The following is a 13,212-nucleotide window of genomic DNA, read 5'->3' as shown; positions in this document are numbered from 1 at the left end:
ATCGAGGTCGCCCGCGGGATCGGCCCGCAACAAGCGGTTGCCCTCGCGGTGCAGGCAATCCGATCAGCCGGTGACGATGAAGGACGCGAATCGGATGCGGCGCACGAATAGGGTGCCTGCGAGTCAGTGGGAGAACGAGATGATCGGGGTGATCTCTCGCCGCTCGCGTGCCGCCGCGAGCGTGAGGGCGATCTCGTCGAGCGGACGGATGCCGCCGAGCATAGCGCGGACATCGAAGCTGCCGTCTGCCAACCAGGGGAGCAACCTGGCGATGTCGCGCCGCATGTCGAGGCGGCCACTTTGCGAGCTGCGCACATCGCGCCCGCGCAGCGCCAGATCGTACAGCGGGAGCGAGACCCGCGTGTCGCGGGCGACATACGAGGTGAGGGTCGTCACCCCGCCGTTCCGGGTGCCGAGGAATGCCTGCTCTACCGCATCGGTGGTGCCGCCCGCGTCGAAGCCGAAGTCTGCGCCACGACCGCCGGTCTCCGCACGCACGACGTCGAGCAGCGACTCGGTGGAGGGATCCACGACCCGGGTCGCCCCGACGCGGGCCGCGAGGGCAGCACGCGCCGGGGAGGTCTCGGCGGCGATGATCGTCGTCGCGCCGAGGATCCGCGCCGCCTGAATCATCCACAGCCCGATCTGGCCGCAGCCGACCACCAGCACCGAGCTGCCGGGGGTCACCTGGGCGACGTTGACCACCGCTCCGGCGCCGGAGACGATGCCGCAGCCGAGCATGGCGAGCCACGCGTCCGGAAGCTCGTCATCGACGGGCCACACCTGCGTGTCGCGGATGACCGTTGCCTCAGCGTATGCCCCGGTCGCACCCGGCGCGAACACCTCGCGACCGTCGGCGAGCGTGCCGAGCACAGGGGCGCCCGTGAAGAGCCCGGCGCACTGGTCGATGCGCCCTGCGAGGCACCAGAAGCACGCGCCGCACTCCGGCGTGGCCGTGAGCACTACGCGGGTCCCCGGGAGGAGCGCCGACTCCGCCCCGACCTCGGTGATTGTGCCGACGGCAGAGTGGCCGAGTACTGCGGGCAGCGTGCCATTCTCTTCCAGCCCCATATCGCCGCGCAGGGCGATCCAGTCGCTGATGCAGAACGCGCTCGCGGCGAGTTCGACGACGACGTCGCGTGGGCCGGGATCGCGCAGCCGGATCTCGGCGACCCGGAATTCGGTCGCCCCGATCTCGGCGAGCGCCGCGCGCACGCGCCGCGCCATCAGTGCGCCTCCTGCGGGAGTGCGGGAGCCAGGGATCGGCGGCCGCGCCGGCGCGAGGCGCGGGGCCCGGCGTGCAGACTCGCGATCGTGACAGCGAGGACAGCGAGCACAGCGCTGCAAACGGAGGCTGCGGTGAGCCCGACACGATCGACCGGGACGACGAGGTCGAGGACGATACCGCCGAGCGCCTGCCCGGCCGCCACGCAGAGCATCACGCTCAGCACCCCGACGGTTCGCACGGTAAGCGCAGAGACGACGCCGATCACCGCGCCGAGGACCCCGCCCAGCGGCGCCCAGTACGGGATCGCTGCGAAGTCGATGTCGCTGGTCGACGCCGAGATCAGCAGAGCGATCAGCACGAAGACGAGCGTGACGGAGAAGTTGATGACGGACATCACGGAGAACTCGCCGGTGACGACCACGAGCCAGGCGTTCGCAGCCTGCTGAATCGCGATGAGCGCACCCGAGAGAACGATCAGCGGCACCAGCCAGACGTTGTCGAGCGCGATCCGCCCGATCGCGCCGACGGCGATCGCCGCGATGGCGACGACGATGCCGATCGCGCGGAACGCGGTCAGCGGACGCCGTCCGCCCGGGCCGAGCCCGCCGGAATCGGCGATCACCGACCCGGCGAGCTGCCCGAGGGTGACGGCGACGCCGACGACCACGACACCGAGCACGGGAGTGACGGAGATCACGATGAGCACGCCGACGAACCCCATCAGGCCGCCGAGGAACCACCAGGGGCGCAGCCGGACCTGCTGACTGCGCAGCGTCGCGCGGGCGCGGGGGAAGGCCCCGGTCACCAGAGCGAACGCTGTGGCGAGCACGAGCGCGCTGCTGTGGTTGATCGCCGTCGCGAGCACTGCGGAGTCGACGACGACATTGACGTGGCCGTTCACCGAGGTCTGAGCAGAAACGCCGACTCCGGCGGCGATCGCCGCGGCGATGGCGATCGCCGCGGACCGCGCGTGCGATGCACGTTGCGCCATGCGCCTTCCCCCGTTCTGTCGAATCGTCATGCGCCATGATGCGGTGCAGCCCGACGTGGCGCCCGGCAGTGCCGCGGCTCAGGCGGAGGACTTCTTACGGAAGGGCAGGACTCGGCGAATCGCGCCCGCGCGCCGGGAGGTGCGCTCCCACTTCGAGAGCCCGACCGCGGCGAGCAGCGCAACGCCGTTGAACAGGTCGCTCACCCAGCCCTGGGCGCCGAGCAGCTGCAAGCCCTTGATGCCGACGGCCAGCACGTACACGGAGACGACGGTGCCCCACACGTTGAATCGTCCACCGCGGAACTGCGTCGATCCGAGAAAGACCGCGGTGAGCGCGGGGAGAAGCATGTCCGGCCCGACGGTGGGGTCGCCGGCGTTGATCCGCGAGGCGAGGAGAGTGCCGGCGAGCGAAGCGATGATGCCACCGACGACGAGGGAGATGATCTTGATGCGGTCGACGTTCACGCCCGACAGCCTGGCGCCGTCCGGGTTGTACCCCACGGCGTACATCCGGCGGCCGAACGGTGTGCGCTCCAGCACGAACCAGACGAGGAGGGCGACGAAGAGCATGATGAACACCGGCGTGCTGATCTTGAAGTTGGGGTTCGCCGCTGAGAGCGGGATGCCACTGGTCGCAAGCATGCGGAAGCCGTCCTGCAGCCCGATGATCTGTCGACTCTCGGACAGGTAGGCCAAGGCGGCGGTCAGCACGGAGCTCATGCCGAGAGTGGCGATGAACGAGTCGATCTTCGCCTTCGTCACGAGCAGGCCGGAGATGATGCCGATGAGCGCGCCCGCGAGGATCGCGAGCGGTGCCGCGAGGCCCCACGGCAGGTCGAGCTTCACCTGCAGTACTGCGACGAAGATCACGGCGAATCCGACCTCTGCGCCGATGGCGAGGTTGAACACGCCGCAGACCAGCGGCACAAGCACCGCGATCGCGGCCAGCACCGTGATCGACTGCGCGTCGAGGAGCACGAGCCAGGTACCCGCCGTGAGGAAGGTCTTCGGGGTGATCAGCGCGAAGATCACGAACAGCACCACGAAGATGTAGATCGCGCTGATGTTGCGGAAGGAGATCAGGGAGAGCACCCGACTCTTCACCGGCGGCTCCTGCGCCACCTGCTGCAACGCGATGGTTTCCGTCTTCTTCATTTCGATTCCTCGCTCATCAGGCCGTAGCCCTCCATGATCAGTCGTGACTCGGTGAGGCTGTCCCCCGAGAGTTCGGCGCCCACACGTCCGTCGCGCAGCACCAGGACGCGGTCGCACAGGCGTACGAGTTCTTTCGCGTCAGAGGAGCAGACGAGCACCGCGGTTCCCGCGGAAGCCACGCGGTCCACAGCGTCGTAGATCGCGCGCTTCGCCCCGATGTCCACACCCTGCGTCGGTTCCTCCAACAGCAGGAGCGAAGGGTCGTTGCGCAGCCACTTGGCGAACACGATCTTCTGCTGGTTACCGCCCGAGAACTGGGAGAACACCTGCTCGGGGCGCGGGGGTCGCACCCCGTACTCCGCGATGAGCTGCGCGGCGTGGCGGCGCTCGGCGCGCTCGTCGACCGTACCGAAAGGTGTCGTCAACTCGGAGAAGTTGGGCAGGGTCATGTTCTCGCGAGCGGTCAACGGTCGCACCGAGCCGTACTTCGCCCGGTCGCCCGGCACGAATCCGATCCCGCGCCGGATGCTCTCCTGCGGCGAGCGCCGCTCGTAGGGTTCGCCCGCGAGCGCGAACTCGCGCTCGGTGCATTCCTCAGTCCCGAAGATCATCGCCGGCAGCGCCTCGCGCCCCGAACCGAGCACGCCGGCGATGCCGACGACTTCGCCGGCGCGGACCTGGAGGTCGACCTCCTCGATGGCCTCGCCGGAGAGACCGGTGACGTCGAGCACGATCTCGCCGACGGTGCGGCCGCTGGTACCGTGCTCTTCCTCCTCCTTCGTCACCCCCGTCACGAAAGTCACCAACCGGTCATGGTCGAGCGTCGCGGTGGACTCGTCTGCGACCTTCGCGCCGTCCCGGAGCACGACGACGCGGTCGGCGAGGTCCATGACCTCGTCAAGTCGGTGGGAGATGAAGATGACCCCGGCGCCCGCCGCCGCGAGTCTCCGCACGGCGGCGAAGAGCACTTCGACCTCGCTCGCGTGCAGGGCCTCCGTGGGCTCATCCAGGATGAGCACGTTGTGCGGATGGGCCCAGCCGTCCAGAGCTCGCGCGATCGCGATGATCGATCGCTGCGCCGGGGCGAGCGTGCCGACCGGCACGTCGACGTCGAACGGCTCCCCGAAGCGGGAGATCAGCTCTCGGGCATGGGCCCGTTCGACACCGGCGCGGAACGGGAAGAGCCCTCGGATCCCGGTATCCCTGGAGAGGCCGAGGTTCTCGATCGCCGTGAGCTCTGCAGCGAGGCCGAGATCCTGGTGGATCACGTACAGTTCCGATTGCTCACCGGCATCGTTCGCGAGGTGCACCTCGCCGGCGTCCTCCGTGTAGATCCCGGCGAGGATCTTCACGAGCGTCGATTTGCCCGATCCGTTGTGCCCGACGACCGCGACGATCTCGCCACTGGCGAGATCGAGCGAGACGTCGTCGAGCGCCCGGAGTCCCGGGAATTCCTTCACGATTCCCGACACGGTCAGGAGCTGCTGCGGCGCGGATCCATCCTCCTCGCGGCTGCCATCATTTGCTACCACTATTGCACCCTCATCGTCTTCCTGTCGTCCCGGGGCGGCGCAGTCGCCTACGCCGCCCCGGTCGTGCACGGCACGGAGCGGAATCCGCTCAGACGCCCCAGAGTTCCATGTAGGCGTCTTCCATCCCCGGGAAGGCGACGAAGCCTGCGACGAACTCCCCGGCGTTCTCCTGAGTGAGCACGCGCGAGGTCGACCGGCTGACGCGCTGCCAGTCGGTGTAGGGTGTCCAGACGTCCTGCTGCTTGCGCAGCCCCTCGTCCAGCAGCGCCCACATGAACATGCTGAAGTCGACTGCGTGCGCCGCGATCTGCTGCCCGTCGACGGTCTGCTGAATGTTCTGCGGCAGCGAGCCCTGACCGAGCCCAACTGCGTTGGTGAGCCCGGCGAGTTCGGCCTTCTCCTGCAGCCCGATCTGGAACTGATCGCCTGTCGTCACGAAGAAATCGGTGTCGGGGTTCGCCTGCAGGTCGCTCACGATCGCATCGGCGGGGCTGGACTCGAGGATGGAGATGTCGACCACGCGCAGCGTGCAATCTGCGCAGAGCTCTGCGAGCTTCTCCTCGAGCGCGCCCTGCACCACTGCAGAGAAGCTCAGCTCGGGGATGTTGTAGTAGACGAAGTCGGTGCCGGTACCGCAGGTGAAGGCGATGGCACTCGCGGCGAGCAGCTCGCCGTTGACAAGTGACCCGTTGTAACCGCCGAGCGTGTCATCGAGGCCGTACTCCTCGGCGTTCATCTGCGAGGCGTAGACGATCGAAGTGCCCTGCTCCTGCAGCTGCGTCAGCTGGTCCTGGAAGAACACGGCGTCGACTGAGGTGGAGATCAGAATGTCGGGGTCGGATTCGACGACCGAGTTCAACGCCGAATTGATGCTCTGCGCGTCGGTGCCCGTGCTGACATTCTGCAGCTCGACGCCGGCGGCCTCTGCCGCGAGCACCATGTTCTCGTACATCAGAGAAGCGACCGGGGTGTCGTTGTTCAGGAAGGCCACCGTCGTCCCCTCAGGGATCGCCGCAGGCAACGGTTCGGTCTGGAGCAGACTGTCGGCCTGCTGGCGGAAGCTCTCGATCAGGGTCTCCGCTTCGTCGAAGGCGACGCCTTCGCGCGGGGCTGCGTCACAGCTGCCGTCGGCAGCGCGGTAGCTCACGGCGGTGGCGTCGGTGCCACCGTCGGTTCCGGTGGCATCGGCGCCTCCGGTCGAGGCACAGCCCGTCAGCGCAAGGCCGACCGCGATGGCGGCAGCCGAGATCCCCCGCAGGCGGGCTGTTCTGGTACGTCGATCCATGTTCACTCCTTTGTTTACACACGGCGTTGATATATGTCGACCCGGCGTCCCGGTCGGTGCGGTCACGGCCCGGGACCCGTTTCGACATACTGTATGACGATACTCTAATACGTCAGCGATGTGTTCGCTAGCGCTAAACACGTTCATCACGAATTGATATCTGTCGCGTTCTCCGGGGCATCACCGCGGAGTCCGGCACGTCACCGATCATCTCGCGGCCGTCACGGCGAACGGGGTCGACACCGGCGCGCGCCCGGGCGCGAAGAAGGTCCGCGCGAACGCGGTGACCGCGCCGCGTCAGCCCGCCAGCGCAGCGCGCGTCTGCGCCGCACGGTGAGCGTGCGCCTGCAACGTGGCGAGCACCGCATCGACGTCCCCGGCCTCGTAACCGGCAACGATCGCCCGGTGATCCTCGAGCAGCTCAGACGTCGCCCGCGTCGTGGCGGTGATCGCCCGTCGCTCGATCGCGCGCAGCTGCAGACCGCGATAGGTCTCATCGAGGATCACGCTGCCGGCGAGGCCGACGAGGTACTCGTGGAACTCCGCGTTCGAAACCACCCAGGCCTCGGGGTCGATGAATCGATCGCCGTCGACGTGCTCGAGAGTTGCCTCCATCAGGCGCCGGAGCTCGGCGAGCTGCTCGGGCGAAGCCCGTCCCACCGTCTGCGCGGCGACGCCGAGCTCGATCGAGAGCTTGGCGGAGTAGTAGTCGTAGAGCACGAGATCCGGCACGGGCTCCACCTCGAAGGCCGTGCCGATGCGCTTGACGAGCCCTTCTCCCGCGAGCGCGATCAGCGCGCTGAAGGTGCGGCCGACCTCGAGGTCGAGCTCGCCGGCCATGCCCTCCGCATCCAACGGCACCGCGACATCGGAGACTCTGGTGACCACGTAGTCGCGCACCGCGCGCAGCGCAACGGCGTCGGCGTTCATCTCCATCCGACCGAACGATCCGCGGAAGTACGCCAGCGGGTTGCCCGGAGTCGAGCTCACCCGGCGCACACGAGCCAGGAAGACGAAGTGGGTCCCGCCGCGCACGGCCTCCTGCACCTCGCACTCGAAGTGCGCGATCGACCCGGAGATCAGCGGCACCTCGCCCTCTCCCCGCTCGAACGCGACCGAGGAGAACTTGTCATCTCCGCGCGAAGCGAACCGGTACGCGAGCGGCGCGGAATCCTCGGCGAGCACATTCACCGCGAAGGTGCCGGTGCGCTTCACCGCCTGGCCCGTGGTTGAACTGACGTTCAGGCACACGAGGAGCATGGGGGGCTCGTCGGAAAGGGAGCTGACCGCGCTCACTGCTGCGCCGAAATCGACACCATCCTCGTGGGCGGTGATCACGGTAACACCGCTGGCGAACCGCCCCATCACATCGCGGAACTCCCCCTTCGAGGGGGCCTTCTGCTCGGTGGTCTTGACTACTGCTGACATGCTTCGCTCCTTCGCGATACGCCACTTCCGATAACGACGACGTCAGCCTAGCAAAATAGTTACAGTTATTAAAACTATTAATTCTCGGAACGGACTGCTAGCGTATCGTCCGACAATCCAACACTCAGGAAAGGAGTCGCTCCCATGCGCGTCATCGCTGGCCGAGCAGGCACCCCCTCTACGCGCTCCGAGCACACCTTCACCGGCGAAGTGTGGGCGGACGCCGTCATGACCGACCACGCCGACGTGAAGATCAACTCCGTCATCTTCACCCCGTGCGCGCGCACGTACTGGCACTTCCACGAGCGCGGGCAGATTCTGCAGGTGTTCCGCGGACGGGGCTACGTCACCGGCGAAGACGGTACAACGCGGGAGATCCGGCAGGGCGACACCGTCTGGATCGAGGCCGGCGAGCACCACTGGCACGGCGGGGGCGAGGACTCTCTGATGGGCCACACCGCCATCTCACTCGGCGAGACGACCTGGCTCGACGAGGTCACCGACGACGAGTACGCCCGCGCCGCCGCCGCGGCCCGCCGCGGATAGGGGCGAGGATCTCATGCCGCAGCCCGCACCGTTCCAGCTCCCCACCGCAGCCCGCGACGCGCTCATCGCCGTCGTCGGCCGCGAGCACATGCTCCTCACCGAGGAGGAGCGCGACGAGTACCGCGATCCCTACTGGCACGCCGAGGACCGCAGCTATGATTCCTGCGGTGCGGCTTTCCCTGCCGACCGGGAGCAGCTGCAGGAGGTCGTCCGCATCGCGAACCGCTTCGAGATCCCCATCTGGGTCTCATCGCAGGGACGCAACAACGGCTACGGAGGCCCCTCGCCCCGTGTCGCGGGCTCGCTGCTGGTCAGCCTCCGCAGGATGAACCGAATCCTCCACATCGATACTGAACTCGCCTACGCAGTCGTGGAACCCGGCGTGCGCTGGATCGACCTCCACGCCGCACTGCACGAGCTCGGCGATGAGCTCATGCTCTCCGTCCCCGACGTCGGCTGGGGCTCCATCATCGGCAACTCGATGGACAACGGCATGACCTATCTGCCACTCGGCACCGACTTCCAGGCGCCCACCGGCATGGAGGTCGTGCTCGCAGACGGCTCGCTGCTTCGCACCGGCATGGGGGCGCTCCCGGATTCCCCATCCTGGCACGTCTACAAGCGCGGGCTCGGCCCCACGCTCGACCCGCTATTCACCCAGTCAAACTTCGGCATCGTCACGCGCATGGGCGTCTGGCTCATGCGCCGCCCGAAGGCCTACATGCCGCTGTACCTCTCGGTCCCGGCGGAGCACCAGCTCGGCCAAGCCATCGACATCATCCGCGAGCTGCGCCTCGACGGAGTCATTCGAGGCGTGCCGAATCTGCAGAACCTCATCACGATGGGCACGCAGTTCCCCGAGCACCTCGGCATGTTCCCCGGCGCCGACGCCACCTGGCCGGAGGAGCGTCTGGACGGACTCGCTGCAGCGACCGGCATCGGACGCTGGGGCGTGCGCACTGCGCTGTGGGGCGATGCCCCCGTCGTGGAGCACCACCTGCGGCGGATCCAGGAGGCCTGGGGCGCCCTCGAGGGGTCCCGTGTCGATGTGCTCGGACGTTTCACGCCGGAGAACTGGGATGAGATCGATACCTTCATGCAGAAGATCTCGGCCGGGATTCCCGGGATGGAGATGATGGAGCAGATGCCCGACTGGGTGGGCCACGTCGGGTTCTCCCCGATCGTCCCGCTGCAGGGGCGCGAAGTCGTCGCCGTGGTAGAACGGATCAAACAGCGCGTGATCGAGCGCACCGGGGCGAACTTCGTCTGCGCGATCTTCCCGACGAACGACCGTAGCGCCATGATCGTCAGCTCGCTGAGCTTCGACCGACGCGATCCACAGCACGTGCAGGACACCTTCGACACTGTGCGACTGCTCATCGACGAGATCGCGGAACTCGGCTATGGGGAGTACCGCGCCCACATCGACGTGATGGACCGGGCAGCTGCGCAGTACTCCTTCGGGGACCACGCGTACCGCCGTTTCGTCGAGTCCGTCAAGGACGCCGTCGACCCGCGCGGCATCATCATGCCGGGGCGGCACGGGATCTGGCCGGCGCGCTACCGCGACTGAGAAGCAAGCCCGAATGGGGAGGCCCCCGGTCACCGCGACGAGTGCGGCAACCGGGGGCCTCGACGTCGATCCGGGACGGCCACCCACCGAAACAGTCAGCGCGGAGTGGTGCGGGACCGGTGAACGACGGTCAGAACACGACGATGCCGCAGACATCCTCGAGCGATCCGGAGCGATCGCGCGCGAGATCGAGCTCGTCGAGCGCGTAGCTGCGGGTGTAGACGGGTTTGGGATCGAGCAGGCCGCGCTCCAGCAGCCCGGCGTAGCGCTGCAGGTCAGTGCGCATGTGCACGTGGCCGTTCTGCGTGCTCAGGATCTGGCGGCTCTGCAGCGCGGTCTCGACCTGGGGCAACGCGACATCCGCCCCGCCGATCTCGAATCCACTGAGCACAGTCCGGCCGCCGCGGCGCGTGAGCCGCACGGCGAGCCGCTGCGCGGCGGTGGGCCCAGCGGCTTCCAGCGCGATATCGACGCCGCGCCCACCCGTCGCCTCCTGCACGCGCGCCACGGTCGCCTCGCCGTCGACGCCGTCGAGCACGAGGTCGGCCCCGAGTCGCTCGGCGATGGCGCGCCGCCCGGCGTGCGGCTCGATGACGAAGATCCGCCCCGCGCCGAAGGCGCGCGCGGCCTGCAGCATCCAGAGCCCCAGGTGCCCGGCGCCGACGATCGCGACGCTCTCACCCGGCCGCAGCCCAGCGATGTTGACGACCGACCCGACTCCGGTGCTGACGCCGCAGCCGAGCATCGAGAGCACGTCGGAGGGCAGGTCGGAGTCGATGGGGAAGACCTGGTTCGCAGAGATCGACATCAACTCCGCATAGCCGCCGACGCAGCCGGCGCACGAGATGAGGGCGCCATCGGCGCCTCGCGCCACATCCGGGTAGATGCCCCCGAGGTCGAAGAGCTCGCCGCACTGCCACGGCTCGCCGATCGAACAGTAGTAGCACGCTCCGCACTCCGGGGTGCCCGGCACCACGACCCGGCGGCCGACGAGCGCTGCCGGGGCGCCGGGACCGACCTCGACGACCTCGCCGATGGAGGCGTGCCCGAGGATCGTCGGCGGAATCTTGTAGAGTTGCCCCTTCCAGTTCTTCACATCGGTCGAGCAGAACGGGCTCGCGTGAGTCCGCACGATGACCCGCCCCGCAGCGGGAGCCAGCAGCTCCACCTCCTCGATGGAGAACGGCCGGCCGATCTCCCGCAGCACACCAGCCCGGGCCAGCCGGCCGCTCACAGCGCGGCCTCGGAGCCGGGAGCGAGTTCCGCGATCCCCTCGGCGAACGCCCGCTCGATCTGCGCGAAGCGCGTCTCGACGATCGGCCACCAGTCCGGGTGGGTCAGCGCGTACAGGCGGTTCTCCCGGATCGCGCGGACCGTGATCCGGCCCGCCTCCAACGGATCGATCCACCGCATGTCAGCTGCCTGCTCACCCGAGATGTCGACATCCGCAAGGCCGCCGGAGCGGCCCGCCGGCTGATTGCGCAGACTCGACTTGATGTTCGTGCGCACCGTGCCGGGAGCGAGGAGCGTCGTGCGCACCTCGGGATGGTCCTCGGCGAGCTCGAGCGCGAGCGTCTCCGTGAGCGCAGCCACCCCGTACTTCGTCACGTTGTAGGCCCCACCGCTCGCCATCGACGCGAACGAGGCCATCGATCCGGTGTTCACCAGGTGCCCTCCGTCTGGGTTCGCGACGAGCAGCGGAAGGAAGCTCCGCACACCGTGGATCACTCCTTTGAGATTCACGTTCAGCATGAAGTCCCAGTCGGAGAGCGTGAGGTCCTCAATGCGGGCGAGCGGCCCGACCCCGGCGTTGTTCACCACGATGCCGACGGAGCCGAACTTGGCGACCACCTCGTCGGCGAGGCGCTGCACGCTGTCGGCGTCGGAGACATCGACGTGGATCCCCGTCATTCCCAGCTCCGCCGCGGCCTGTTCCAGCGCCCCCCGCTCGATGTCCGCGATCACCACCGTTGCGCCGGCCTCGCGCAGCGCCTCGGCTATCCCGCGTCCGATGCCCGAGGCTCCCCCGGTGACAACCGCGACTCGCCCGTTGATCTCCGTCATCGCGATCCCTCCTGGTCGCCGAAGGCGAAACGGGCCTCCGGGTCGTAGCGCCGACGCACCTCCGCGAGGCGCGCCGCGGTCTCGGGCGACCACAACCGCCGCCACGTCTGAGCGGTCGGGTGGCCGGCCCAGTTGTAGTTGACCTCGGCGTGCGCGTACGCCGCGACGTCGTCGAACAGCGCCGTGCCGACGCGGCGCAGTGCCTCGTCGGTGACGCCGGGGACATCCACTCCGATCACCAGCAGCGAGAAGGCCGCGCCGCGCCCTCCGATCGCGTTCGGCGCTGCGGGCTCCCGGTGCGTCGCCCCGCCGAACATCCGGGTCTCGACGTTCGAGAACGGCGCATCGGTGCCGGCGCCGGCATGCGCGAGCAGGGTCTCGATATACGTCTCGTCGATCGCGTCGAGGAACTCGCCGCGCTCCCAGATCGGCAACGGCCCGAAGGGCTCTGCGTGGATCTCACCGACGCGATCGCAGGCGAGGATGCCGACACCATCGACGAGGGCGTCGGCGATCGCACGCATCGGGGCGAGCAGCTCGGCGCCGCGGGCTTCGAGGTCCTCCGGGGAGAGCTCCAGCCCGGCGTACGCATATCGCAGGTGCGCGAGCGTCCGACCACCCAGAGGTGCCGGCACATCCTCCGGCAGCCGCAGGATGCCGATCGACGTGTTCGCGGCCTCCGGCAGCGTCTTCGTCCACGGCAGCCAGGCACGCAGCACGGCCTCGATATGCTCCTCTGCGAAGAAGATCCCGCCGCCATAGACCTCCCGCAGCGGCAGCGCCTCCAGCGTCATCTCGGTGACGATCCCGAGCCCGACCTTGCCGCCCTTGAGCGCCCAGAAGAGATCGGGGTGGTCATCCGCGGAGACCGTCAACAGCTCGCCGAGGCCGTCGACGAGCCGATAGGAAACGGCTCGATCCGCCGCCCAGCCGAAGGTGCGGCTGAGCGGCCCGACGCCGCCGCCGAGAGTCAGCCCGACGGCGCCGACGCTCGGCGAGGAGCCGGTCACGGCGCCGAGGCCGTGCGGGGCCAGTCGCGGGAGGATATCCATCCACCGGGCGCCGGCGCCGATCGTGAAGCGCCGGGTCTCGGGATCGACATCAATCGCGTCGAGCCGGTGCGTGCGGATGAGCACGCCCTCCGGCACCGAACAGTAGGAGCCGTGGCCGGTCGCCATCACGCTCACCTGCAGCCCCGCCGCTCGGGCGAAGCGCACCGCGAGCTGCACATCGCGCTCGTCGACGGCGCCGACGACCAGATCGGGTGACAGCGGGGAGAGCGTGTTGAAACCCGCGAGCTCCTCCGCGTAGCCGTCCTCCCCGCGCAGGTACGCGGGGCCGGTCAGTTCGCCCCGCAGCGCGACGAGCGCGTCCGGGTTCACTTCCGTACTCATGTTCCAGTCCACTCCT

Annotated in this window: 11 protein-coding genes; 2 read left to right on the top strand and 9 right to left on the bottom strand. The window is 68.5% G+C overall.

What is annotated here, in order from left to right:
* Positions 1-123: 123 nt before the first annotated feature.
* From EVS81_RS09625 to EVS81_RS15815, 6 genes are all read right to left on the bottom strand, one after another.
* Positions 124-1,227 (bottom strand): zinc-binding dehydrogenase, encoded by a 1,104-nt coding sequence (locus tag EVS81_RS09625; protein ID WP_130110200.1) that lies wholly within the window; start codon positions 1,225-1,227, stop codon positions 124-126.
* The gene (locus EVS81_RS09620; RefSeq protein ID WP_165384236.1) at positions 1,227-2,219 is read right to left on the bottom strand and encodes a DMT family transporter; all 993 of its coding nucleotides are present in this window, start codon (positions 2,217-2,219) and stop codon (positions 1,227-1,229) included. The genes EVS81_RS09625 and EVS81_RS09620 overlap by 1 nt, the downstream gene beginning before the upstream one ends.
* A 78-nt stretch (positions 2,220-2,297) precedes the next feature.
* Complete coding sequence (locus EVS81_RS09615) at positions 2,298-3,374, bottom strand: ABC transporter permease (protein ID WP_130110198.1); 1,077 nt, start codon at positions 3,372-3,374, stop codon at positions 2,298-2,300.
* A complete protein-coding gene (locus EVS81_RS09610; protein ID WP_130110197.1) occupies positions 3,371-4,906 on the bottom strand; it encodes a sugar ABC transporter ATP-binding protein in 1,536 nt (511 codons plus the stop codon). Before EVS81_RS09610 ends, EVS81_RS09615 begins: the two co-directional genes overlap by 4 nt.
* Before the next feature lie 88 nt (positions 4,907-4,994).
* Positions 4,995-6,191, bottom strand: a complete 1,197-nt coding sequence (locus EVS81_RS09605; protein WP_130110196.1) for a type 1 periplasmic-binding domain-containing protein — start codon at positions 6,189-6,191, stop codon at positions 4,995-4,997.
* Positions 6,192-6,488: 297 nt separating this feature from the next.
* Positions 6,489-7,619, bottom strand: coding sequence for a flavin reductase (locus EVS81_RS15815; RefSeq protein ID WP_165384235.1), 1,131 nt, complete (start codon positions 7,617-7,619; stop codon positions 6,489-6,491).
* Positions 7,620-7,763: 144 nt separating this feature from the next.
* On the opposite strand from EVS81_RS15815, the gene EVS81_RS09595 reads away from it, so the two are divergent.
* Both EVS81_RS09595 and EVS81_RS09590 read left to right on the top strand, forming a co-directional pair.
* Entirely contained in the window at positions 7,764-8,165 is a 402-nt protein-coding gene (locus EVS81_RS09595; protein ID WP_130110195.1) for a cupin domain-containing protein, read from the top strand.
* 13 nt (positions 8,166-8,178) lie between these two features.
* A complete protein-coding gene (locus tag EVS81_RS09590; RefSeq protein WP_130110194.1) occupies positions 8,179-9,738 on the top strand; it encodes an FAD-binding oxidoreductase in 1,560 nt (519 codons plus the stop codon).
* A gap of 130 nt (positions 9,739-9,868) precedes the next feature.
* On the opposite strand, the gene EVS81_RS09585 is transcribed toward EVS81_RS09590, so the two are convergent.
* From EVS81_RS09585 to EVS81_RS09575, 3 genes are read right to left on the bottom strand one after another with little or no spacing between them, the layout of a single operon-like run.
* Positions 9,869-10,972, bottom strand: coding sequence for a zinc-binding dehydrogenase (locus EVS81_RS09585; RefSeq protein ID WP_205879307.1), 1,104 nt, complete (start codon positions 10,970-10,972; stop codon positions 9,869-9,871).
* A complete protein-coding gene (locus EVS81_RS09580) occupies positions 10,969-11,802 on the bottom strand; it encodes an SDR family NAD(P)-dependent oxidoreductase (RefSeq protein ID WP_130110193.1) in 834 nt (277 codons plus the stop codon). The genes EVS81_RS09585 and EVS81_RS09580 overlap by 4 nt, the downstream gene beginning before the upstream one ends.
* Positions 11,799-13,196 (bottom strand): FAD-binding oxidoreductase, encoded by a 1,398-nt coding sequence (locus EVS81_RS09575; RefSeq protein ID WP_130110192.1) that lies wholly within the window; start codon positions 13,194-13,196, stop codon positions 11,799-11,801. Before EVS81_RS09575 ends, EVS81_RS09580 begins: the two co-directional genes overlap by 4 nt.
* Between the last annotated feature and the right edge of the window lie 16 nt (positions 13,197-13,212).

It is taken from the genome of Leucobacter triazinivorans (genome assembly GCF_004208635.1).
Classification (GTDB): domain Bacteria; phylum Actinomycetota; class Actinomycetes; order Actinomycetales; family Microbacteriaceae; genus Leucobacter; species Leucobacter triazinivorans.
This window is presented reverse-complemented; position numbering and strand designations above follow the sequence as displayed.